This window comes from Aequorivita iocasae (assembly GCF_016757735.1).
Lineage (GTDB): Bacteria > Bacteroidota > Bacteroidia > Flavobacteriales > Flavobacteriaceae > Aequorivita > Aequorivita iocasae.
Genome location: NZ_CP068439.1, coordinates 2,113,481 through 2,138,213 on the forward strand (window position 1 = coordinate 2,113,481; position 24,733 = coordinate 2,138,213).

Sequence of the window (24,733 nt, forward strand, 5' to 3'; positions counted from 1 at the left end):
CAAAGCGTGCCCATCTAAATAAAGCATTTTCAATGGGCTCTTATAAATTTGTTCTAAGAATATATAATTAACTTTAAATAAATAATTATGAAAAAACAAATACTATTAATTTTTGGGTTTTTAATAATTTTTTCCTGTGGTCCAAAAATATCAATGGCATTACATCCAGAAAGGTTAGTTTTAGGAATGTCTAAATCTGAAGTTATTAGTGCAATGGGGGAACATATTCCTATGAAAATAATTGGATCAAAATATTATGAGACTGGCAGTATAGAAGTAGGTCAATATTATGATAAAAAATTGATTGTTGGGCAAGGATGGGCCGAGGAAATATATTACTTATATTTTTTTAATAATAAATTGGTTCAATGGGGCAGACCACAGGACTGGCAAAAAGAAGCTGACCGAATTTATGAGATTAGAATTAAATGATTTTATTAACATTTTACCCCACGCTAGCGCCAGCGTCCCGCTCGTGCCAACATATCAAAAACCATAAATCTCTCACTACTCAATAACAACTACTCACTACTAAATTCCCACTTCTATTTTCGCTACCTTTGTAAGGCAATGAAAAAGAACAAATGAATTTTAAAATAGCTTCCGAATTCCAACCCACCGGCGATCAGCCGCAGGCCATCAAGGCATTGGTAAACGGCCTAAATGAAGACGAAAAATACCAGACCCTGTTGGGTGTAACCGGCTCGGGTAAAACCTTTACCGTGGCCAATGTAGTGCAACAGGTACAAAAGCCCACCATTGTTTTGGCGCACAATAAAACCCTAGCGGCACAGCTGTACACGGAGTTTAAAAACCTATTCCCCGAAAACGCGGTGGAGTATTTTGTTTCCTATTACGATTATTACCAGCCCGAAGCGTTTATACCCAGCAGCGGCACCTATATAGAAAAGGATCTTTCCATAAACGAGGAGATTGAAAAAATGCGGCTTAGCACCACCTCGTCCCTGCTTTCGGGCAGGAGGGATGTGCTGGTGGTTTCCTCGGTTTCCTGCCTGTACGGTATCGGAAATCCCGTGGAATTCCAAAAGAACGTAATTACTTTGGAAAAGGGGCAGATCATTTCCCGCACCAAATTGTTGCACCGTTTGGTACAAAGTCTTTACTCAAGAACCGAAGCGGAGTTCAACCACGGCCGTTTCCGCATAAAAGGAGATACGGTGGATGTGTACCCTGGCTATGCGGATGATGCTTTTAGAATCCACTTTTTCGGTGATGAAATTGAGGAAATTGAAGTCTTTGACCCCTTGAACAACAACATAAAAGCCAAATACGACCGACTGAATATTTACCCTGCAAATATGTTCGTTACCTCGCCAGATGTGCTGCAGGGCGCCATTCGCCAGATTCAGGACGATTTGGTAAAACAGGTGGAATATTTTGGCGAAATAGGAAAACATCTGGAGGCAAAACGTCTGGACGAACGAACCAATTTCGATTTGGAAATGATACGCGAACTCGGCTATTGCAGTGGGATTGAAAACTATTCGCGCTACTTGGACCAGCGACTGCCCGGCACGCGCCCGTTCTGTTTGCTGGATTACTTTCCCAGGGATTATTTAATGGTTGTGGATGAGAGCCACGTAACCATTCCGCAGGTAGGCGCCATGTACGGCGGCGACCGTTCCCGAAAGGAAAATCTTGTGGAATATGGCTTTAGATTGCCAGCTGCGATGGATAACCGTCCGCTAAAATTTGAGGAATTTGAAGCCCTCCAAAACCAAGTAATCTACGTAAGCGCCACGCCCGCCGATTACGAACTTGAAAAAAGCGGCGGCGTGTATGTGGAACAGATTATCCGCCCCACCGGTCTGCTGGACCCACCCATTGAAGTACGCCCCAGCCTAAACCAGATTGACGATTTATTGGAGGAAATCCAATTGCGGGTAGAGAAAGACGAACGCGTTTTGGTAACCACCCTTACCAAAAGAATGGCAGAAGAACTTACCAAATATTTAACCAGAGTACAAATCCGTACCCGCTACATCCACAGTGATGTGGATACCTTGGAACGCGTGGAGATTATGCAGGATTTGCGTCTTGGACTCTTTGATGTTCTGGTAGGTGTAAACCTTTTGAGGGAAGGGCTGGATTTACCGGAAGTTTCCTTGGTAGCCATTCTCGATGCCGATAAGGAAGGGTTTTTGCGAAGCAACCGCTCGCTCACTCAGACCGTAGGCCGCGCCGCCCGGAACCTAAATGGAAAGGCAATTATGTATGCCGATAAAATCACTCGAAGTATGCAGGAAACCATTGACGGCACCGAATACCGCCGCCAAAAGCAGATTGCCTATAATGAAGCGCATGGCATTACGCCAACGCAGATAAAAAAATCATTTGAAAACTCATTGACGAAATCCAAGCAGGAGGCTTATACGTTTGAAAATGCCGAAACCCTCGCCGCGGAATCGGAAGTAGAATATTTGACCAAGGCACAGATAGAAAAGAAAATCCGCGACACCCGAAAAGCCATGGAAAAAGCCGCAAAGGATTTGGACTTTATGATGGCCGCCAAGTTGCGGGATAAGATTAAGACGTTTCAGAAACAATTGGAGGAAGTTTAAATTCAATTTTCAATGCTCAATGTTCAATGCTCAATGTTCATTTTTATTAACCTGCAACCTGCAACCTGCAACCTGAAACCCGAAACCTGAAACCTGAAACCTGAAACCTGAAACAAAAAATACAAATCCCAAATCCCAAATCCCAAATCCCAAATCCCTAACACCCAATACCGAGAATTTATAATGCCTTTAACGTCCCTCATAAAACCTATTTTGTACTTTACCATTTCTATGGTTTCAGCGCAAAATATCAATTTGGACAATAAGATTATTCCCGAGAGCATCAAAAAAGAAGTTATTGAGGCGATTTCCTTTTATCCTGAACTGTACGATACCGCAATTGAATTCAAATTCAAGGATAATATTAAAAAATCCACCATGCAGGCGCAGCCACGGTTTACAAGCTTTTTTAAGGCGAAGGAAAATCGTGAGTATGTAATTCTGATTAGTAGAAACATACAGATAGAAGGTGAGCATTTCACCATGAAAGATATTCCCTCTGAGGTACAGATAGGTTGGCTAGGACACGAGTTGGGCCACGTGATGGATTATCGGGAGCGTACAAATTTTGGTATGCTCATCTTCGGAATAAAATACCTTTTTTCCTCAGCGCATATCAAGGAAGTGGAGCGTGCGGCAGATACCTACGCTATTGCGCACGGCATGGGGGATTATATTTTAAAGACGAAGAATTTTATACTTGACAACGCCAATCTTTCAGAAAAATATAAGGAGCGTATCCGCAGACTCTACATTTCTCCAGAAGAAGTAATGGAGCTCATTAATAAAAACAAAGTAGAAGAGGAGCCTGAGATTGTTGGGGAGGGATAGTTGGATGGTTAGATTGTTGGATTGTTAGATTTTTGGATTGCTGGAAGACCCTTGACCCTTCGACTGAACTTTGACTATGCTTATGGCGACAAGATTTAAGAAGAAGTAATGGAGCTCATTAATAAAAACAAAGTAGAAGAGGAGCCTGAGATTGTTGGGGAGGGATAGTTGGATGGTTAGATTGTTGGATTGTTAGATTTTTGGATTGCTGGAAGACCCTTGACCCTTCGACTGAACTTTGACTATGCTTATGGCGACAAGATTTAAGAAGAAGTAATGGAGCTCATTAATAAAAACAAAGTAGAAGAGGAGCCTGAGATTGTTGGGGAGGGATAGTTGGATGGTTAGATTGTTGGATTGTTAGATTTTTGGATTGCTGGAAGACCCTTGACCCTTCGACTGAACTTTGACTATGCTTATGGCGACAAGATTTAAAATTTTGTATTTTTCATTACTAATTACTAATTACTAATTACTAATTACTAATTACTAATTACTAATTACTCACTACTCACTACTCACTACTCACTACTCACTACTCACTACTCAATTTGAGTTTTTACAAACCTTTCCCACTCAGCAAACTTTTCCTCGTCCATAACCTTTTCCATTTTTACCTGTCCGCCCTTCTTTTTGTTTTTGGCGTTCCATTCGTGGAAAATTTCAGGATTCACGGTATTCACTTTTACCCCCTTCAATGCTTTTGAACGTGCGACTGCGTAGTTTTTATTTGCTTCCTTTAAGGCTTCATCCAGTGCGTCGGCTATTTTTGCTGCGTCGATTTCGGTTTCCGTACCCAAATACCAATGGTGGTAAAATTCGCCCTCTATTTTGACCGCTGCTAAAGTAAATTCGGGGATTTTTATATCGAATTTCTCCTCCATTTCACGCAAGGCAACTTCCATTTTGTTCACGGATAATTGTGAACCAACCACATTTAAAAAGAATTTGGTCCGCCCCGTGATTTTTATTTCGGCCTTTTCCACATCGGTAAAAGCAATGGTATCGCCAATCAAATAGCGCCAAGCGCCCGAGACTGTACTGATTATCAAAACATAATCCACACCCGGTTCCACTTCGGCGAGGGTTAGGGCAGGGGCGTCCTGTGCAAGGGAACCATCATCGTTGATATACTCGGGTTTGAAGGGAACGAATTCAAAATAGATTCCATTGTCGGTAACCAACTTCATTGAAGTGGTATCGGGCCTATTCTGAAACGCCAAAAATCCTTCCGAAGCCAAATAGGTGTCAATCACAATAATGGGATGCGCCAATAATTGGTTAAAACTCTTCTCATACGGCTGAAACGCAACACCGCCAGTGGTATAGACCTGCAGGTTTGGCCAGATTTCGTGAATGTTTGCCGCATCGTGGTATTCAATAACCTTCTTCATCATCAATTCCATCCACGAAGGAATGCCGCTGAGGGCACCAATGTCCCAATTTCGGGCATTTTTGGCAATGGTTTCCACCTTTTGGTCCCAGTCGTCCATTTGGGCAATTTCCTCTCCCGGTTTGTAATAGCCCCGAAACCAAAACGGAATGTTGCTGGCGCTGATACCGCTTATTTCACCCTCCAAAAACTGATCCTGTTCCTCCAGATTGGTGCTGCTGCCCAGCATCATGATTTCCTTTTCGTAAAAATCGGAAGGGATTTCAAAATTGGTCAATGCGCCCACTTGCTTGATGCCCGTGGTGCGAATGGCCTCAATCATCTCGTCGGTAACGGGAATGCGTTTTGAGGTTTTTCCGGTCGTGCCGCTGCTTCGGGCAAAGTAGGTAGGCTTTCCGGGCCAGCTAATATCTTCCATTCCTTCCTGGGTCTTGCACCACCATTCGGCCTCCATTTGGTGGTAATCAAAATAGGGAACTTTCTCGGCAAACTCTTTTTCAATATCGGTTGCTTCAAGAATTTTTGAAAAGCCGTAATATTTCCCAAAGGCGGTGTCCTTTGCCTTTTCGAGCAGATTTTTTAGGACTTCCCGCTGCGATTCCACAGGAGGTTTTTCTGAAACGATCGCTCCCCGTAGATCGATCGCGGTTTTTATTATTGAGCCGAGTATTGCCATTGTTGAAATTTTTGTTGAAACTACAATTTTTTAAAAAGTTGGATAGGGCGTTTAAATCAAATTTAACCTTTTCGCCATGCGCTGCAATAATGGTATCTTTGTTGAAAAATTAGAAATGCACCATCCAGATTCCGTACGATTGAACAAGGCCATAAGCGATAGCGGTTACTGCTCCCGCCGCGAGGCTGACACTTTAATTGAAAAAGGGCGCGTAACCGTGAACGGTGAAAAAAGCGGACTTGGTGATCGCGTAATGCCCAATGATGAGGTTCGTGTGGATGGAAAACTCATCAAGGAAAATACAGCCGAAGTGTTTATAATGCTGAATAAACCTGTTGGAATTACCTGTACCACCGATACCCGCTTTGACGATAACGTAATTGATTTTGTAAACCATCCCGAACGTATTTTTCCCGTAGGAAGGTTGGACAAACCAAGTGAAGGCTTGCTGTTGCTTACCAATGAAGGTGATATTGTAAATAAAATATTACGTGCCGGGAACAAACACGAAAAGGAATATATTGTAAAGGTAGATAGGCCCGTTACAGATGAATTTATAAAACGTATGGGGTCCGGAATTCCTATTTTGGATACCGTAACCAAGCGATGTAAAGTTGAGCGGATAAGCAGGTTTGAGTTTCGGATTATTTTGGTGCAGGGCTTAAATAGACAAATTAGAAGAATGTGTGAATATTTAGGGTATGAAGTTGTGGCCTTGCAGCGAACCCGTATTATGAATTTGGAATTGGGCAACTTGCCCCTTGGGCAATGGCGAGACCTTACCCCAGCAGAACTTAAAACCTTGAAAGATTCCGTAAAGGATAGTGATGGCCTGCCGAAGGCTTATCAAAAAGATGGTCGTGAAAAAGCGGTAGAAACAATAAAGCCCGAAAAGAAAAGGCAAGCGGAGCGGAATTTAAAAAGGGAGCAAAATAGTACTGGAGGACGAAGAAGGAGAGGCCCCAATTAATCCCATAAAAAAACCGCGCACCGATTGAGTAGCACGCGGTCATTTTCAACTAACTAACCAAATTAAATTTCAATTATGAAATCTCAACCATTTTCTTCAATGCTTTCTTTTCTTCCATCTTTGGAAGCGTAACCCTAAGGATTCCATTTTCATAATTGGCTTGAATATCTTCCACTTTAATATTTTCAGGAAGTTTAAAAGAACGTTCAAAAGTTTGATAATTAAATTCCCTTCTTCTAAACTGGGAATCGTTGCTTTCTTCCTTTTTTTCTTCTACCTTTTTTGAAGCTATTTTTAAGGTATCTTCCTCAACCTCAATAGTAAAATCTTCCTTTTTCAAACCTGGAACGGCCAATTCGACTACAAAATTCGGGAAATTTTCAATAATATTTACTGCTGGAATGCTAAATGTTTCATAATTATTATTAAAGACATCTAACTTGTTATCAAAAAGCAGATTATCCCATAGTCCCGGAAACCAAATATTGTTTTTATTAACTGTTTTCATAACTATATATTGTTTAAGTTTTGACTTATTTTTCAATTTATTAGTCAATAATAATTCCAACACGATACAACGGACAAGTTGACTGAAAATGAGCATGTTTTGGTGACTTTTTGGCACTTCACATTTAATGCTCCAGAAGATTTAATTCATTTTTAAGATTTTTAACTAGGGGTTTCAGTACTTTTAAAAATCACTAACTACCCACTATGAAAAAACTTTTTATCCGCATTTTTGATTTCTTCAATACTGTTGAAAGTAAAATTGCTTTTTATCCCACACTCTTTGCTATTTCCGGGTTTTTTGTAGCCGTTTTAATGATCTATTTGGAGCAACACGGCATTTCCAGGGAAATTATGGATGTGTGGCCAATATTAATGGTAGAAGATGGCAATACGGCCCTCACGGTCCTTAGTGCATGTTTGGGCGGACTTATTTCGTTGATGGTTTTTAGTTTTTCAATGGTAATGCTGCTGCTCAGCCAGGCATCAAATAATTATTCCCCGCGACTACTGCCAGGCTTAATAAGTGATAGGCGACACCAGATCATATTGGGTATTTATCTCTCCACGATTCTTTATAATATATTTATTTTATTCTCAATTGAACCTAGTGAGGATAAATATACGCTTCCCGGTTTTTCGGTGCTTTTGGGTATTGTTTTTACCATAGTCTGCTTGGTTGCTTTTATCTATTTCATCCATAATATTTCCCAGAGCATTCAGATAAACAATATTTTGGATGTTATTTTTGAATATGCGGAAAGAAGGCTGCAAGGCTTAATTGAATCTGAAAAAGGAAAAACTAAAAAGTTTTCCAATACGGATAATTGGTATGAGTATAAAGCGGGAAGAAGCGGTTATTTCCAGAATATATCCATAAAAAATATTTTGAAGATTTGCGATGACGAAGAAACCAAGATTTACATAACAATACCGAAGGGGCTGTTCGTGCTGAAGAATTCAATTTTTTTAAAATCTGAAAAGCAATTGGATGAAAAAGTTGTGAATTCAATCATTTCCAATATCAGCTTTGCCCGTGGCGAATTGGTTGAGGACAATTATATTTTGGCATTTAAGCAAATTACCGAAATAGCCGTTAAGGCAATGTCACCGGGAATCAATGACCCAGGAACCGCAATTAACGCCATTGATTATTTAACCGATTTATTTGCGCTACGGATGCAAAAAAATGATAATGGAATTATTATACATAAAGAAAATGCAACCCTTAGAGTGGCAGTCGTAACCTTTAAGGAATTAATGTATAACGTGATGGCTTCTCTGCGCACCTATTGTAAGCATGATCCGGTACTGGTTGAGAAATTGTTGTGGATGATGGTCTATCTTCAAAAACAACCTGCCGCAGAGAACAATTACCACAAGGTAATCAAGGAAGAAATGACAACGCTATTGGAGCAGGCTAAAAACTCCTTTGATTCTGAGTGGGATGTTTTAACGATTGATAAAATGATAGCTGGCTAGTTGTAATATATTTTAAAAATTTTCAGGAGTTCTTCAGCTGGCACTATATTTTCTTCATATTCATTCATTTTTTTCAAAATCTGATCTGCAACAACGGGGCGAATGCCCATTTTTAGCCCGAAATTTTTCAATGCCACAATTTCAGATTCGTGGGCTTCATTGTCTATATTCATCATCAAGATCAATTTGTAGAAATGCGTGATACGTTCCACTTCACTGAAAACGGGTCGTGAGGGTTGAGGGTTCTCAAATAGATCGACCAATTCCCTATCCGAAATATCCATACGTAGGGCCAACTTTTGGATAAAATCTATTTCGGAAGGTTTGATTTTTCCGTCAGCCATGACCATGTTTATTAAATCACTAAGAAGGGATTTGGGGTTGCGTTCCATACTTTTTATTTCAAAAAAAAGCCCTTGCAAATGCGAAGGGCTTTTATAATTATTAATTGTATTTATGAAAGAACAGCTTTTACCTTATCGGCCGCCTCTTGAAATTCAATAGCACTCTGTACATCCAGTCCACTATCGTCAATTAGTTTTTTTGCAATGTCTGCATTGGTTCCCTGCAAACGTACAATGATTGGAATGTTGATGGTTCCCATATTTTTATAGGCATCAATAACACCTTGCGCCACGCGGTCGCAACGTACAATTCCACCAAAAATATTTATCAAGATTGCTTTTACGTTTGGGTCTTTCAATATTAATTTGAAAGCAGCTTCCACACGCTCTGCATCTGCAGTTCCTCCAACATCAAGAAAGTTTGCGGGTTCACCGCCAGCTTGCTTAATAAGATCCATCGTTGCCATTGCAAGTCCGGCACCATTTACCATACAGCCAACGTTTCCGTCCAGGTCAACATAGTTCAAGCCTTTTTCCTTTGCTTCAACTTCTACGGGGTTTTCCTCGCGCTTGTCGCGCATTTCCATATAATCTTTGTGGCGGAAAAGTGCGTTATCGTCAATACTTACTTTCGCATCAACCGCGATAATTTTATCATCACTTGTTTTTAAAACTGGATTTATTTCGAAAAGCGAAGAATCAGATTCGTTGTATGCTTTGTAAAGCGCAGTAACAAATTTTGTCATTTCCTTAAAAGCCTTTCCGCTCAAACCAAGATTGAAAGCAACCCTGCGCGCCTGAAAACCCAAAAGACCCACTGCGGGATCAATTTCTTCCGTGAAAATTAAATGTGGAGTTTCCTCGGCAACGGTTTCAATGTCCATTCCACCTTCGGTAGAATACATAATCATATTTCTTCCTGTGGAACGATTTAAAAGCACGCTCATATAATACTCTTCTGGCTCACTATCGCCAGGATAGTAAACATCTTCGGCTACCAAAACTTGGTGCACTCTTTTTCCTTCTGCAGAAGTTTGCGGAGTAACAAGATCCATCCCTATGATTTTTCCAGCGATATCCTCAACTTCCTGTAGATTCTTTGCAAGTTTTACACCTCCGCCCTTACCACGGCCACCGGCGTGAACTTGAGCCTTAATAACGTGCCAACTCGTTCCGGTTTCTTCGGTAAGTTTTTTGGCGGCGTCCACAGCCTCTTTAGGAGTGGTTGCCACGATACCGCGCTGTATTTCAACGCCAAAACTGTTTAAAATTTCTTTTCCCTGATATTCGTGTAAATTCATAGTAGCGGTTTTGTACTTGTTTATGGAAGGCAAAAATAACAAATGTTGCAGGAATGGACTAATGTTTTTTGAAGCTTTGCATGCCAGAAATTTTGTAGATTTCACAAATCTGAAAATTTAAGTGATTATTAATGAAGTAATTCGAGTTACATCTCTATTTTTACGCCTTAATTTTTAAAATTTATTCTAAAGAAATGAAAAATCAAGACCTTTTGGCAATTGCCAAAGAATTCGGAAGCCCTGTTTATGTTTATGACGCCGCTAAAATAGAAAAGCAGTATAAACGTTTGACCAGCGCTTTTGATAAGGTGGATAGTTTAAGAATAAATTATGCAGTAAAGGCACTTTCCAATATCTCCGTGTTGAAATTGCTCATTAATATGGGAAGTGGTTTGGACACCGTTTCCATACAGGAAGTAATGCTAGGCTTGGAAGCTGGGGCAAAGCCTGAGGATATAATTTACACTCCCAACGGAATTTCATTGGAAGAAATTGAAAAAGCCGCAAAACTTGGCGTGCAGATAAATATTGATAACCTCTCCATTTTGGAGCAGTTCGGTACCAAGCATCCCAAAACTCCAGTTTGTATTCGCATAAATCCACACGTTATGGCGGGAGGGAACGCAAATATCTCTGTGGGGCACATTGATAGTAAGTTCGGGATTTCGATTCACCAAATGCCTTTGCTGAAGAGAATTGTGGAAAATACCGGAATGAACATTAATGGTATCCATATGCACACGGGAAGTGATATTTTGGACATCGACGTTTTTCTTTATGCTTCAGAAATACTCTTCAATGCTGCGGAAAATTTTGATAATCTGGAATTTATTGACTTTGGAAGCGGCTTTAAAGTTCCCTATAAAGAAGGCGATATTGAAACAAATGTTGAGGAATTGGGAAAAAAACTAAGTAAAAGATTCAACGAATTTTGTAAAAAATACGGTAAAAAATTAACCTTGGCTTTTGAGCCCGGCAAGTTTTTGGTAAGCGAAGCTGGGCAGTTTTTAGTGAAAGTGAATGTTATAAAACAAACTACTTCTACTGTGTTTGCCCAGGTGGACAGTGGATTCAATCATTTAATCCGCCCGATGCTGTATGGTTCACAGCATGAAATTTCAAACATTTCGCGACCTCATGGCAGGGATCGTTTTTACACTGTAACGGGCTACATCTGTGAAACAGATACGTTTGCAAACAATAGAAGAATTCCCGAGGTTCACGAAGGTGATATCCTTTCTTTCCACAACGCTGGGGCGTATTGCTTTACTATGGCGAGCAACTACAATTCGCGCTATAGACCGGCGGAAGTGCTTTGGTATAAAGGGAAGGCGCATTTAATCCGTAAAAGGGAAACATTTGAGGATATTCTGAAAAATCAAATAGCTATTGATTTGTAGTGATGATTCGAATTTGTTTTTTGAATTTTAATCAAAAACGTTAATTTTTTACAGAAATTTTAAAAATTTACGTTTTTAAAATAAACAATCATAAAAAGTGTATTTGTCAATTATAATACTATCTTTGCCACTTATTATAAATATTTTAATTAAATACAATGAACAAAGGAACAGTAAAATTCTTCAACGACACCAAAGGTTTTGGTTTTATCACTGAAGAAGGAACCAACAAAGAACATTTTGTACACATTTCAGGCCTAATCGACGAAGTTCGCGAAGGTGACGAAGTAGAATTTGATCTTCAAGAAGGCAAAAAAGGATTGAACGCGGTAAACGTAAAAGTGATTTAATACACACAATTTTTTTAAGACAAAGCCTCCCATTTTGGGAGGCTTTTTTTTTGGATTGTGTTTGGCTCAAAGATTTTTTTTATTTTTTTTGATGACATGTATATGGTTTACACGATTTTAGTATACATTTATACAACTAACTAAACCAAGTTTCAACAATGAAAAGATCAACACTACTCTTGATGGTGTTGTGCATAGTGACTATTCAGCTATCTGCACAACAGAAAAAACCACAAAAAGAAAAAGAAAACCAAAGGATAGCTGCTGAGCCGTCATCCATTTCACTAGAAAATCTTATCAAACAGCCCAGTTCTGTATATGTTATCACAAAGCAGCATGTGAGCAGTATCAGTGGTATTCGCCACGTATATATAAGGCAAGCTATTAACGGTTTGGAAGTTTATGGAACCGAATCCAGCGTGCACATTGACAAAAACGGAAAGGTTTTAATGGAACACAATAAGTTCTTAAAAGACGTACAAGTAACTGTTAAGAGTAGTTCGCAAGGAATTTCAGCTAGACAGGCAGTAACTTCTGTTGCAAGCCAAATGGGTTACACAATTACAAATCTTCAAGAAGTAAAAAGCATTGGAGGTAAAAATAAAGCTACTGTCTTTAATAAAGCAGGCATATCTTCAGAGGAAATTCCTGCCAAATTAATGTATTATTATCGGGAAGGTATTGGAACCTATTTGGTATGGGAGCTCTCCGTAGCCGAAAAAAATTCTTCAGATTGGTGGAATTTTCGCGTAGATGCTTCAACCGGGAAAATAATAGACAAAGATAATTGGACAATTTCCTGTAATATTTTGGGAGATCACGAAGACCATGTCCATACTTCTGCTACGCCGTCGGCCCCATTCATTGGCCCAATGAATGAGCCAGTAGAAAATAATGCTATTGTTTCAGAAAGTTTTGCGCCTCCCGCAGCAAGTTATAGAGTGTACGCAATGCCCGTAGAAAACCCAAATTACGGAACCCGTACATTGGTAACAAATCCGGAGAATTTAACGGCCTCACCTTTTGGCTGGCACGATACTAATGGAGATGACACCCCAGAATTTACCAACACCCGCGGAAATAATGTGGATGCGTATGATGATGATAACGCAAATAATAATCCAGACGGTAAATATGCTTTTAGCCCTGGGGGAAATTTGATTTTTGATTTTCCGCTAAACACTACTTATAGTGCGGGTGACCAATCCGAAAATGCCGCAATCACTAACTTGTTTTATTGGACAAACATTATACACGATGTAACGTATCAATATGGTTTTGATGAAGCTAGCGGAAATTTTCAACAGAATAATTACGGAAACGGTGGGTTGGGAAATGATCCTGTAAACGCTGAAGCCCAAGATGGATCTGGAACTTGTAATGCTAATTTTGGAACTCCTGCAGACGGATCTAGACCACGTATGCAAATGTATGTTTGTAATTCTCGGGATGGTGATTTGGATAATATGGTAATTATCCATGAATACGGTCATGGAATTTCAAATAGGTTGAGCACATTAGGTGGAGCAGAGCAAATGGGAGAAGGTTGGAGCGATTATTATGGCTTAATGCTTACAATGGAAAGTGGGGATGCTGGACCGGATTCGCGAGGTGTTGGAACTTGGTTGATTGGCGAGGGCCCTGGCGGACCAGGGATAAGAACTTGGCCATACAGTACTGATTTTGGAGTAAACCCACATACCTACGATGATATTAAGACTGAAGTAGCGCCACACGGGGTTGGCTCCGTTTGGGCAGAAATGTTGTGGGAAATGACATGGGAGCTTATAGCTATCCATGGATTTGATACAGATTTTTATAATGGTAACGGGGGAAATAACATTTCTTTGGCGTTGGTTACCGAAGGCTTAAAATTACAACCAAGCCAACCTGGTTTTGTAGATGGCCGTGACGCTATTTTAGCTGCAGATATGGCAATGTACGGGGGGGCTAATCAGTGCGCTATTTGGGAAGCTTTTGCAAGAAGAGGTCTCGGCTATAGTGCCATTCAAGGTTCTTCGGGAAGTAAAACTGATGGGACAGAAGCTTTTGATTTACCGCCATCTTTTTCAAGTTTGGATGTTATTGATGAAGTATGCCTTTCTGATGGAATTCAAACAGGCCTTTCAGGCGGTAATCCAACTGGGGGTGTTTATAGTGGTTCCGGGGTAACCGATGATGGCAATGGAATGACTTTTACTTTCGATCCAAGTGTTGGTGGCCCAGGTTTGGTAACCGTAACGTATATAGTGAACGATTTCTGTACTGGAGCACCAACTACTTTAACAGACGATATCAATGTAACCAACGACCCCCCGGAAATTATATGTATGGGCTCTGGAACTATCCCAATGAACGGAACTCAAACAAGCACTCCCGGAGCGCCGATTCCTGATAATAATCCTACTGGTGTTACTGTGAATATGAATGTCACTGAAAATGTAACCATTACAGATTTGGATGTAAATCTCAATATATCCCATACTTGGGTTGGTGACGTAATTGTTACAATAAAATCACCATCGGGAACCATGGCTACAATAATTGATAGGCCTGGAAGAACAACAAGTGGATTTGGGTGTTCCGGAGATAATATTGTTGCTGTTTTAGATGATGAAGCTGCCACTGCTGTGGAAAATGAATGTGCAGGATCAGTGCCTACAATAAACGGTTCTTTCATTCCAAACAACCCCCTGTCAGTATTTGATGGGGAAAGCACTATGGGGTTATGGGAGCTTACGGTTTCTGACGTTGTGAGCCCAGATGCTGGTACAATAAACAGTTGGGGTATAGATTACGATTATGAAGTAACTGCGCCAGTATTGGACGTTACTCTTGACGGAAGCGGAAATGCCACGGTAAATGCAGAAGATTTGCTTTTTAGTGTTAGTGTAGATTGCGGAGGTTATACAGTACTTGCTGGAAGCCCATTAGCCCCCACGGTGAGTTTTACCTGTTCTGACACAGGTTTGAATACAGTGGCTGTTGAGGTAACAAATGACAACGGTGCAACGTCAACCTGTTCTGCCTTAGTAAATGTTATTGGCGGCGGAGGCGGCGGAGGCCCCTTTACTTGCCCTGGCAATATTACCCAAGACAACGATCCGGGCATTTGCGGTGCAGTTGTAACCTATACTGTTCAATCACCTTCCGGTTGTGGGGGGGCAACTCCTATAACCTTTACATATACAGGTGCTCCAGAAGTATTTATAGTGCCAGCCGGCGTAACCGAAATTACCGTTGAAAATTGGGGCGCCTCAGGTGCCGATGGAGATGGTTCCGGTGCGGGTATTGGTGGATTGGGAGGTTATGCCTCTGGCGTACTTTCTGTAACCCCAGGCGACGTTATTAATATTTTCGTAGGTGGCCAAGATGGTTATAATGGCGGAGGCATGGTTCCAGGTTCTACTGCAGGAAATGGCGGTGGCGCTTCAGATATACGCATTAACGGAGTTACATTAGCAGACAGGGTGCTTGTTGCTGCCGGTGGCGGTGGCGGCGGTAGTACTGGATGTGTAGCAGATTGGATGGGCGGTAATGGCGGCAATGGTGGTGCTGGCGATCCAGGAATTAAAGGAGTTGATAGTCCAAATGGGGGCGGTGGTTTTGGAGGCAGTCTTCAAACTGGTGGAGCTCCAGGAATTGGATGTGCAGGATTTTTAGGTGGCCCAGGTGGCGATGATGGTACGGGGGGAGTTGGACAAAGCTGTTGCTGCGCAACAATACCAAATGGTGGTGGCGGTGGCGGTGGCTATAATGTTGGCGGCGGCGGCGGCGGTGGTTCTGCGGGAACAACTGGATGTTCGGGTAATGACAAAGGTGGCGGCGGCGGCGGCGGTGGCGGCCTTTCCTATATTGGAGGTGTTACTAACGGTTCTATTAATAATGGAGTTAATTCTGGCAACGGAATGATTGTTATATCATACATTAATACTGGAACCGTCACACAAACAGCAGGTCTTGCTAGTGGTGATATCTTTCCGGTAGGAACAACTACCAATACTTTTGAGTATGACGATGGTGTAAACCCAGTACAAACCTGTTCTTTTGATGTAACTATTAATGACACCGAAGCTCCAGCGGCAGTTTGCCAAAACATCACCGTTCAGCTGGATGCTTCTGGAAATGCTTCAATAATTCCTGCCGATGTTGATGGCGGAAGTACTGATAATTGTGGAATCGCTTCCTTAAGTGTTTCTCCAAGTACTTTCACTTGCGCAAATGTAGGTGCAAACAATGTTACCTTTACTGTAACTGATGTCAATGGAAACTCAAATACCTGTACCGCAGTAGTTACTGTGGAAGACAATGTAGCTCCAGCGGCAGTTTGCCAAAACATCACCGTTCAGTTGGATGCTTCTGGAAATGCTTCAATAACTCCTGCCGATGTTGATGGCGGAAGTACTGATAATTGTGGAATCGCTTCCTTAAGTGTTTCTCCAAGTACTTTCACTTGCGCAAATGTAGGTGCAAACAATGTTACCTTTACTGTAACTGATGTCAATGGAAACTCAAGTACCTGCACCGCAGTAGTTACTGTGGAAGACAATGTAGCTCCAGCGGCAGTTTGCCAAAACATAACCGTTCAGTTGGATGCTACTGGAAATGTTTCCATTACTGCTGGTGATGTTGATGGAGGCAGTACCGATGCCTGTGGAATTGCAAGTACTTCAATTGATATTACAGATTTCACTTGTGCAGATATTGGTCCTAATAACGTGACCTTAACGGTAACTGATGTAAATGGAAACTCAAGCACTTGCGTAGCTGTGGTAACTGTGGAAGATGACCTCCCACCAACAATAGTTTGTCCTGAAAATATTACTGCAAATACAGATTTGGGAATGTGTAGTGCAGTTGTAAGCTTTCCAATGGCATTAGGTCAGGATAATTGTAGTGTTACTGTTTCCCAAACAGGTGGTCTTGCAAGTGGAAGTGCTTTTCCGGTAGGGGTTAATACAGTTGAGTTTACTGCAACAGACGGTAGCGGAAATACAGCAGTTTGTAGCTTTACCATTACGGTTGTTGATAATGAAGTGCCAACCATGGTTTGCCAAAACATTACAATTCAATTGGACGCGTCAGGAAATGCATCAATAACTGCAGCCGATGTTGATGGAGGATCTACTGATAATTGTGGAATTGCAAGTATATCAGTTAGCCCGAGTACTTTTGATTGTAGCGATGTGGGCGATAACCCGGTAGTATTAACCGTTACAGACGTTAATGGAAATTCCAATACCTGTACAGCAATCGTAACTGTAGAGGATATTACTCCTCCTGTAGCAGTTTGCCAAAACATTACAGTTGAATTGGATCCCGTTACCGGAACTGTAACTATTGCTGGAACAGATATTGACGGTGGAAGTACGGATGCCTGTGGAATAGATACTTATAATTTGGATATTGATACTTTTGATTGTTCAAACATTGGCGATAACACAGTGGTACTTACAGTAACAGATGTTAATGGAAACATTAGTACCTGTACGGCTATCGTAACTGTTGAAGATAACACCAATCCAGAGCTTGTCTGTCAAGACTTTACGCTGGAACTTGGGGCTGATGGAACAGCTACGCTAGATCCAAACGATGTAATAGCAAGTAATACTGATAATTGCGTAATTGCAACTGTGGCAGTAGATATTACTGAATTTAGCTGTGCCGATATTGGCACCCCTGTAACGGTTCAGGTATTTACAAGTGATGTAAATGGAAACTTAAGCACTTGCACTGCAGTGGTTACGGTTGTGGACTTATTGGCGCCAGTACTTACTTGTCCTACAGATCAAACGGTTGATCCGGGAGCTGGTAATTTATTTTACATTGTTCCAGATTATTTCGCAACCGGAGAAGCAACAGCAATTGACAACTGTACTGACCCCGTTACTTCAACTACACAAGATCCTGCAGCAGGCACACCTTTATCTGATGGTGTTTATACCATTACACTAACTGCGGAAGATGAATACGGAAATGTATCTACTTGTACATTTGAGCTAACCGTTGAAAGTGTCTTGGGCGCTGGCGACAACAATGCTAATATTGGAAGTTTAGAAATGTATCCAAATCCAGCCCAGCATACCGTAACGATCGGAAATCCACAAAGCCTATCTCTTGAAAAACTAAGTATTTTTGATTTAAGAGGAAGAATGGTAAAATCAATCGATCTTAGAAGTATGGGAGCCGAGAAAACAATTGATATTTCTGAAATGGCCGCCGCTACGTATCTTGTAATTATTCAAGGTGAAAACGGACAGACTACCAAAAGACTTATCAAGGAATAAACATTTGGTTTTAATTGAAAAGTAAACCCTTCCAAGTTTAGTTGGAAGGGTTTTTTATTTATTAAAAGTTGAAATTAAAAAATTTATAAATTGATTATTTCTTTCTTTGCTTTTTCAAATTCGGCAACCATATCCTTAAGTATTTGGGCTGCAGGTTTAATATCGTGAATTAAGCCAGCAATTTGTCCTATTTCCAGTTCGCCTTCTTCCATATCGCCTTCAAACATTCCGCGTTTGGCACGAGCGCGGCCCAAATGTTTTACAAGGTCTTCCTTAGAAGGGTTTGTGGTGTAAAGTTGCATTACGCTTTCAAAAAATTTGTTTTTCAGCATCCGTACGGGTGCCAACTCTTTTAAAGTAAGTTGCGTGTCGCCTTCTTTGGCATCGACCACCATTTGTTTAAATGCCCTATGGGAAGAGGCCTCTTCCGAAGCTACAAAGCGGCTACCCACTTGCACACCATCTGCGCCCAGAACCATTGCTGCGAGCATGCCTCTACCGGTTGCTATTCCGCCAGCGCCAATCAACGGAATTTCCAACTGCTCTTTAACCATTGGAATTAATGTGAAAGTTGTGGTTTCCTCACGCCCATTATGGCCGCCAGCTTCAAAACCTTCGGCAACTACTGCATCAACACCCGCTTCCTGTGCTTTTAAAGCAAATTTTATGCTACTTACAACGTGTACAACAGTAATTCCGTGCTCTTTAAGTTTTGAAGTATAGGTTTTTGGATTTCCGGCTGAGGTGAAAACAATTTTTACACCCTCTTCAATAATGATATCGATTATTTTATCAATATCTGGGTAGAGCATCGGCACATTTACGCCGAAAGGTTTATCAGTCGCTTTTTTACATTTCAGAATATGCTCGCGAAGAATTTCCGGATACATAGAGCCTGCGCCCAAAAGCCCCAAGCCCCCGGTATTTGAAACAGCGGAGGCCAAACGCCATCCGCTGTTCCAAATCATTCCAGCTTGGATAATTGGGTATTCAATATTAAAAAGTTCGGTAATACGGTTTTGCACTACTGCTTAATAATTTTATAGCTTGTTGTTTTATTGTTTGAAGTGATTGAAGCTATGTACATTCCAGAGGAAAGTCCCGAAACATCTACACTGTTATTAAGTGTGGTAATTTTGGTTTGAAAAATCTTTTTGCCCAAAACATTGTAAAGGGCAAAATCTGCATTTTCGGCATTTTTTGGAAAAGAAATGTTTATTTGCGTAGTTACTGGGTTAGGATATAGTGCAAAGTTATTTTCCTGTAATTGGTCTTCAACACTTAATAGCAATAATGCTTCCAATGCATCTCCAAAATTTGGAATTCCATAGCCCATATTATCGGTAGGGTTATTATACATTGAGGCAGATTCACGGATTGCCTGCATCACTACATCATTCTTTAAATGTGGAACGGCTTGCCAAAGAGAAGCAACGGCACCGGCTGTTATTGGGGATGAAAAAGAAGTTCCGTTTGCATAGCTCAAATTTCCATTAGCTGTTACAATGGCGGCATCTTCACCTTGAGCCATAACGTCTGGTTTTACTCTACCATCAACCGTTGGTCCATGGGAGCTAAAGCCAGCATAGTTTCCGTTGGAATCTACCGCACCGATTGTAAAGGCACCTGGGGCATCGCCCGGCGTACCTACGTAACCAAAATTCCAAGGCTGCCCGTCATTTCCAGCTGAAGTTACTGTGATCATGCCTTTGTCAAAAGCTAGATTTGCGCCACGCGCACCAATAGTGGTTTGTCCATCAAGGTCTGCATAAGAGTGGTCGTATGCTGAGTTGTCAAAATCTTGATATCCCAGAGAAGTATTAGTTACATAAACTCCCAAACTATCAGCACGTTCTAATGCTTCTACCCAATAGGCTTCTTCGGCGGGAGATTCGTTATTATCATCTTCGGTCACAAATAGATAGTACGATGCTCCGGGAGCAGTTCCTACAAATTGACCGTTCAAAAAGGCAGCTGCATCGCTAAATGTAGATGCACCGTGATTTCCGGTTCCAGTGGGACTTTCTACGCGGGCGACAAAATCATAATATCCCAATAGTCTTCCTTCATTTCGTAATGTAGCATAGGCGGGGTTGGTCAACACATTGGGGTAACCATTGTCCATAAATGCTACTATTATATCTTCTCCAATATAATCGTTTTCGTGAAGATAATCCACGTTTATCATTTCAGTTTGGTTTGCCGCATTGCCATAATTGTAAATGGGGCGTTCTGCTTGTTCAAATTCAAACTTGTCTTGGGTGAATTGTTTTCCGGCTGAGGGTCTGTTCAAAGATTTATCGGCAAATTCTATATCTTCCACAAAAGATAGATTCAAAAGTGCATTTATATTATTCTCGGTCCCGCGCACATATACGGCATTCATCCATTTAGACTTTGCCATAACTGTAATTCCCGTAGCGGCTTCTATGAGTGCCTTTTGAGCTTCATTCAGGGGTACATCGCGTTCATCAATTACAATTCCTTGTGCATTCTTTCTATCAATAGCCGCTTGGGTCATAATGGTGATAGGGTTGGCCAAAGCCACAGCAACTACTGCTGGATCCTTTGCCTCTAAAAAGACAAGGGCTTCCTCAGTTTGGGCAAAACCTAGTGTAGAAATAAGAATAACAAATAATAGGGAAAATTTTTTCATCATAATATTTTTTTAAGAGATTACGCCGCTCCCCAATAATTCATTTCCAAAATACCAGGCAACAAATTGGCCTTCGGTTATGGCGGATTGCGGGTTTTCAAATATAACATAAAGTCCGGAAACTGTGGCGTGTATTATGGCTTTTTCCAAAGGCTGTCTATAACGGATACGCGCCATGACCTCCATTTTTTGGTTTTCGGAAAGCTTGAGGTCTTCGCGAATCCAGTGGACTTCTTCTTTTTTTACAAAAAGTCCACGACGGTAAAGCCCTGGATGCTTTTTTCCTTGTCCAGTGTAAATTACATTTTCGTTTACATCTGTAGCAATAACAAACAAAGGTTCTTTTGTTCCCCCAACGGCCAATCCTTTTCGTTGTCCATTTGTAAAATAGTGCGCTCCTTGATGCGTACCAATTTTTTTGCCATCGGACAGTGAATAGGTGTGTTTTGTCGACAGATATTCCAATTCTTCTGCTTCGGAAGTAAAATTGGGAGGTGCTAATGTGTATTCCTCAAAATCTGAAGGCACTTCTACTATAATGCCATCCTTAGGAGCCAATTTCTGTTGAAGGAATTCTGGCAGCCTCACTTTTCCGATAAAGCACAAGCCTTGGGAGTCACGTTTTTCAGCTGTAATTAAATTTTGTTCCGAAGCTATCTTTCTCACTTCTGGTTTTAGTAATTCACCAATAGGGAAGAGTGTTTTTGAAAGCTGATCTTGTGAGAGTTGGCAGAGAAAATACGATTGATCCTTGTTTGGATCTTTCCCTGAAAGCAATTGATAGATTTCCTTACCATCCTTCTCGATACTACCTTTGCGGCAATAGTGACCTGTAGCAACAAAATCAGCTCCAAGTCCGAGGGCAATTTTCATAAATACGTCAAATTTTATCTCACGGTTGCAAAGCACGTCTGGGTTTGGGGTACGTCCCATTTGGTACTCTCGGAACATATAGTCAACAATACGTTCTTTATATTGTTCGCTTAAGTCTACCGTTTGAAAGGGAATGCCTAATTTTTCTGCGACAAGCATTGCATCGTTGCTGTCTTCCAGCCAAGGACATTCATCAGAAATTGTTACTGAATCGTCATGCCAATTCTTCATAAATAGTCCAATAACATCATAGCCCTGTTCTTTTAAAAGATAAGCTGCAACGCTGGAATCTACGCCTCCGCTAAGACCGACAACTACTCGTTTTTTCATAAAAATTTAAGAATGTAAAGATTATAGATTTGTGACTATAACTGTCGGGAGATTGTTTCCAAACTTACTCCGCGTACTATTTATCCTTTTTCGGGTATGTTTCCTCCAAAATCACTTCTCCGTTTTTGTAGTATTTCCAAAGGCCGTTTTTTCTATCGTCTTTGTAAAACCCTTCAATTACCACATTACCGTAGGCATCATAATATAAAGCTGGCCCCTGTAGTTGGTCTTCCTTATAAAGGAGTTTTTTTAACATTACACCCTCGGGAGAATAATAAACGTCTTCGCCTTCCTTTATGCCGTTTTTATAGTGGGTTTCCTGTGTAACTATCCCGTTGGGGTAATATGTTATCACTTTTCCTTCCAGTTTACCTTTTACATACTGCTCACGGGTCATAACATTTTTCGTGTTCTCGTGATAATAAATCCATTCGCCAATGCGGTCTTTACCCTGCATTTCTCCTTCGCTAACGAGTTTCCCTTTTATGGTGAAGTATTTTACGTGGGCAAGACCATCCTTCCCTTTAAAACTTTTTATGACCGTGGGTTGCCCTTTACAGTCTTCACAATAAAACTTGAACTCGCCAACCTCCTTTCCGTGTTCAAAGGTTCCTTCATAGCGAAGCTGGTTGGTGCCTTCATACATTTTTTTCCAAATGCCATGACGCTTTCCCTGGGCGTCCATTTGGTTAATTTCACTTTGTGAAAAAGCAGAATGGGAGCAGAGTATTATTCCGAAGAAGAAGATTAAAGCAGTTTTTTTCATCGTTCATTTACTTAAAAAGCAAACGTTTAAATTTAAAATCTATTTTTTAAATCGTTTTAAATCTAATTTTAAAAACTAACGTTTTCCGACTTTTTTCTGTTGCTCTGCCTGTTCCATCATCTCGGCCATTTTTCGCTGAAATTTGTTTTGTTTCTTTGGCGTGGCTTTTTTCACCTGAATTTTAGCGTGAACTTTGTCTTCATCAATAATGAAGTTTTTGATTACAAGCATAATACCAATGGTAATGAGGTTTGAAACAAAATAATACAGTGAAAGTCCACTCGCATAGTTATTGAAGAATACCAACATAAACAGGGGCGAGAGGTACATTAGGAATTTCATGTTTGGCATACCGGGCTGTTGCTGTTGCTGCATATTCTGGCCCATTGTCATCATCATATAAACAAAGATGGCGATGGATGCCAAAATAGGGAAGAGGCTCACGTGATCTCCATAAAATGGAATATGGAACGGCAGCTCTGCAATGGTGTCATAACTTGAAAGGTCATCTGCCCAAAGGAAACTTTTCTGCCTTAAATCAAAAGCCGATGGGAAAAACGTAAACAGCGCATAAAATACCGGAATTTGCAGCAAAGCTGGCAAGCAACCCTTTAGCGGACTGGCTCCAGCAGAGTTTTGCAGCTTCATGGTTTCCTGTTGTATTTTTAAGCTATTGCCTTTGTATTTTTCTTTTATTTCGTCAAGTTCTGGTTTCAACACCTTCATCTTTGCCTGTGCCAAATACTGTTTGTACTGCACTGGGGAAAGCAAAAGTTTTATAAGAATTGTCAAAACAATAATTGCGATTCCCGCAGGAAGGAAATCGCTCAAAAAGCCGAATAACGGTATGATAATATATTTGTTTATCACACCAAAAATACCCCAACCCAGAGGCATGGCTTCATCCAGATTCCTGCCGTATTTTTTAAAAATCTGATAGTCCGATGGGCCGTAGTACATATTCATGTCATAAGACAAGGCACCATTTTTTGGCTCCAAAAGCATTTTTGCACCGTATTGTTTTGTAAATGTGGTATCTACTTCTTCATCTTTTACCAAATCAACCGAGGTCAATTTCACTTCTTTAAACGGAGTGTCGGTAAGTAGCATGGAGCTAAAGAAGTGTTGGCGGAAGTTCATCCAAGTAACGTCCTTCTCCAATTCATCATCTTCGCCTGAAGGAGAAAGTTTTGAATGCTTTTCATCATCGTATTCATACGTTAAGCGCGAATAGCGGTTTTCGTACGAAATACTTTTGGCGTGACGATACCCCTTCAACTGCCAATCCAAATACATAGGCTGCGAAGTGTTGATAATACCATCCAGTCCTTGGCTATTGATGCTGAAGTCCATCATATATTCGCCCGGGTGCAAGGTGTAGCGGTATTCAATAAAACCATTTTCTGAAGTTTTGAGCTTCATGGAAAGCACTTGGTCTTCTCCATTTTTGCTCAATGTAGGTTCAAAATAGAGCTCTTGTGAGTTTAAGGTTCTATTTTCAGATGCAAACTGAAGATTTAAGGAAGCTGTTCCATCTTTTATCAAATAAACAGGAACTGAATCATATTTGGTAAATTTCTTAAGAAGGGCTTCGGTTATGTATCCACCTTTATTGCTCACTTCCAAATAAAGCACATCATTTTCCAAAACGGTTGTACCTTCAGTGGCAGAAGGAAGTGTTTCTGAATATGCAAAGGAGCCCAGTTTGTTTTTTAATTGCTCAAAAGCCAGCGAGTCGCCTTTCACAGTCATAGAGTCTGTTGTAGCTTGTGCTAGGGTAACTTCCTCTGTGGTTTTTGATGCTTGAGCTTCTTTTTTGGCAGCGGCTTCGGTTTTGGCTTTTTCTGCCTGAATTTCTTCCTCGGTGGGTTTGTTTATATAAAGCATCCAGATTAGGATTCCACCGATTAATAAAAAGCCTATGAGTGAGTTAAGGTCGAATTTTTTTTGTTCCATCTTTTATTTCTTCTTTTGAAATCAATCAA

17 protein-coding genes are annotated in these 24,733 nt (G+C 40.8%); 8 read left to right on the plus strand and 9 right to left on the minus strand.

What is annotated here, in order from left to right; genetic code table 11:
• The first annotated feature begins 87 nt into the window (after positions 1 to 87).
• The 3 genes from JK629_RS09730 (at position 88) to JK629_RS09740 (ending at position 3,413) form a co-directional block, all read left to right on the plus strand.
• A complete protein-coding gene (locus tag JK629_RS09730; RefSeq protein WP_202335436.1) occupies positions 88 to 432 on the plus strand; it encodes a hypothetical protein in 345 nt (114 codons plus the stop codon).
• A 152-nt stretch (positions 433 to 584) separates the two neighbouring features.
• Complete coding sequence (gene uvrB / locus JK629_RS09735) at positions 585 to 2,582, plus strand: excinuclease ABC subunit UvrB (protein WP_202335437.1); 1,998 nt, start codon at positions 585 to 587, stop codon at positions 2,580 to 2,582.
• A gap of 231 nt (positions 2,583 to 2,813) precedes the next feature.
• On the plus strand, positions 2,814 to 3,413 hold the full coding sequence (locus tag JK629_RS09740; RefSeq protein ID WP_202338040.1) for a hypothetical protein: 600 nt from the start codon (positions 2,814 to 2,816) through the stop codon (positions 3,411 to 3,413).
• Positions 3,414 to 3,955: 542 nt separating this feature from the next.
• Here JK629_RS09740 and JK629_RS09745 read toward each other — a convergent pair.
• On the minus strand, positions 3,956 to 5,482 hold the full coding sequence (locus JK629_RS09745) for a GH3 family domain-containing protein (protein ID WP_202335438.1): 1,527 nt from the start codon (positions 5,480 to 5,482) through the stop codon (positions 3,956 to 3,958).
• A gap of 115 nt (positions 5,483 to 5,597) precedes the next feature.
• Between JK629_RS09745 and rluF the strand changes: the two genes are divergently transcribed.
• Positions 5,598 to 6,452, plus strand: coding sequence for a 23S rRNA pseudouridine(2604) synthase RluF (gene rluF / locus JK629_RS09750; protein ID WP_202335439.1), 855 nt, complete (start codon positions 5,598 to 5,600; stop codon positions 6,450 to 6,452).
• 73 nt (positions 6,453 to 6,525) lie between these two features.
• On the opposite strand, the gene JK629_RS09755 is transcribed toward rluF, so the two are convergent.
• The gene (locus JK629_RS09755) at positions 6,526 to 6,960 is read right to left on the minus strand and encodes an Hsp20/alpha crystallin family protein (protein WP_202335440.1); all 435 of its coding nucleotides are present in this window, start codon (positions 6,958 to 6,960) and stop codon (positions 6,526 to 6,528) included.
• A 206-nt stretch (positions 6,961 to 7,166) separates the two neighbouring features.
• Between JK629_RS09755 and JK629_RS09760 the strand changes: the two genes are divergently transcribed.
• Positions 7,167 to 8,441, plus strand: a complete 1,275-nt coding sequence (locus tag JK629_RS09760) for a DUF2254 domain-containing protein (RefSeq protein WP_202335441.1) — start codon at positions 7,167 to 7,169, stop codon at positions 8,439 to 8,441.
• On the opposite strand, the gene JK629_RS09765 is transcribed toward JK629_RS09760, so the two are convergent.
• The gene (locus tag JK629_RS09765) at positions 8,438 to 8,833 is read right to left on the minus strand and encodes a TerB family tellurite resistance protein (protein ID WP_202335442.1); all 396 of its coding nucleotides are present in this window, start codon (positions 8,831 to 8,833) and stop codon (positions 8,438 to 8,440) included. The genes JK629_RS09760 and JK629_RS09765 overlap by 4 nt on opposite strands.
• 62 nt (positions 8,834 to 8,895) lie before the next feature.
• Positions 8,896 to 10,086, minus strand: a complete 1,191-nt coding sequence (sucC, locus tag JK629_RS09770; protein WP_202335443.1) for an ADP-forming succinate--CoA ligase subunit beta — start codon at positions 10,084 to 10,086, stop codon at positions 8,896 to 8,898.
• 194 nt (positions 10,087 to 10,280) lie between these two features.
• Between sucC and lysA the strand changes: the two genes are divergently transcribed.
• From lysA to JK629_RS09785, 3 genes are all read left to right on the plus strand, one after another.
• Positions 10,281 to 11,486: a diaminopimelate decarboxylase gene (lysA, locus tag JK629_RS09775; RefSeq protein WP_202335444.1), complete on the plus strand. Its 1,206-nt coding sequence runs from the start codon at positions 10,281 to 10,283 to the stop codon at positions 11,484 to 11,486.
• Between the two features lie 158 nt (positions 11,487 to 11,644).
• A complete protein-coding gene (locus JK629_RS09780; RefSeq protein WP_202335445.1) occupies positions 11,645 to 11,836 on the plus strand; it encodes a cold-shock protein in 192 nt (63 codons plus the stop codon).
• A gap of 158 nt (positions 11,837 to 11,994) precedes the next feature.
• A complete protein-coding gene (locus JK629_RS09785) occupies positions 11,995 to 18,123 on the plus strand; it encodes a M36 family metallopeptidase (protein ID WP_202335446.1) in 6,129 nt (2,042 codons plus the stop codon).
• An 83-nt stretch (positions 18,124 to 18,206) separates the two neighbouring features.
• On the opposite strand, the gene JK629_RS09790 is transcribed toward JK629_RS09785, so the two are convergent.
• The 5 genes from JK629_RS09790 to yidC all read right to left on the minus strand — a co-directional run bounded on the left by JK629_RS09790 (position 18,207) and on the right by yidC (position 24,704).
• Positions 18,207 to 19,148 (minus strand): NAD(P)H-dependent flavin oxidoreductase, encoded by a 942-nt coding sequence (locus tag JK629_RS09790; protein ID WP_202335447.1) that lies wholly within the window; start codon positions 19,146 to 19,148, stop codon positions 18,207 to 18,209.
• On the minus strand, positions 19,148 to 20,782 hold the full coding sequence (locus JK629_RS09795; protein WP_202335448.1) for a S8 family peptidase: 1,635 nt from the start codon (positions 20,780 to 20,782) through the stop codon (positions 19,148 to 19,150). The genes JK629_RS09790 and JK629_RS09795 overlap by 1 nt, the downstream gene beginning before the upstream one ends.
• A 9-nt stretch (positions 20,783 to 20,791) precedes the next feature.
• Entirely contained in the window at positions 20,792 to 21,982 is a 1,191-nt protein-coding gene (gene mnmA / locus JK629_RS09800; RefSeq protein ID WP_202335449.1) for a tRNA 2-thiouridine(34) synthase MnmA, read from the minus strand.
• A 76-nt stretch (positions 21,983 to 22,058) separates the two neighbouring features.
• A complete protein-coding gene (locus JK629_RS09805; RefSeq protein ID WP_202335450.1) occupies positions 22,059 to 22,748 on the minus strand; it encodes a toxin-antitoxin system YwqK family antitoxin in 690 nt (229 codons plus the stop codon).
• Positions 22,749 to 22,823: 75 nt separating this feature from the next.
• Positions 22,824 to 24,704: a membrane protein insertase YidC gene (yidC, locus tag JK629_RS09810; RefSeq protein WP_202335451.1), complete on the minus strand. Its 1,881-nt coding sequence runs from the start codon at positions 24,702 to 24,704 to the stop codon at positions 22,824 to 22,826.
• Positions 24,705 to 24,733 lie beyond the last annotated feature (29 nt).